This window comes from Pantoea sp. RIT413, assembly GCF_003057675.2.
GTDB classification, from domain to species: domain Bacteria; phylum Pseudomonadota; class Gammaproteobacteria; order Enterobacterales; family Enterobacteriaceae; genus Pantoea; species Pantoea eucrina.
This window is the reverse complement of sequence record NZ_QBJB02000036.1, coordinates 1-414: the sequence shown is the minus strand read 5'-3', so window position 1 is coordinate 414 and position 414 is coordinate 1. Positions and strand designations below refer to the sequence as shown.

2 tRNA genes are annotated in these 414 nt (G+C 50.5%); both read left to right on the top strand.

Annotated features, from left to right (window positions below):
• Positions 1-64 precede the first annotated feature (64 nt).
• A tRNA-Ile gene (locus DBY66_RS17740) sits at positions 65-141 on the top strand.
• A gap of 139 nt (positions 142-280) precedes the next feature.
• Positions 281-356, top strand: a tRNA-Ala gene (locus DBY66_RS17735).
• The last annotated feature ends 58 nt before the right edge of the window (positions 357-414 follow it).

Genomic DNA, 414 nt, shown 5'->3' with positions numbered 1-414 from the left:
TACCTTCCCGCGAAGTGCTCACACAGATTGTCTGATAGAAAGTAACGAGCAGAAAAACCTCTACAGGCTTGTAGCTCAGGTGGTTAGAGCGCACCCCTGATAAGGGTGAGGTCGGTGGTTCAAGTCCACTCAGGCCTACCAGATTTGTCTCATGCTGCGTTATGTCTCCGGCTCGCATAGTTCACTATGCTTCGCGGAAACATGCCTTGCCTGAGCCAAATCAACGTTTCTCCCTGGAGAGAAGTTGAGTGGTAGTAGATGGTCTCTGCAGTGACTGTATGGGGCTATAGCTCAGCTGGGAGAGCGCCTGCCTTGCACGCAGGAGGTCAGCGGTTCGATCCCGCTTAGCTCCACCATTACAGTCCTGAAAAATACTTCAGAATATGCTGTTAAGCATATTGCGAAGTATTTGCT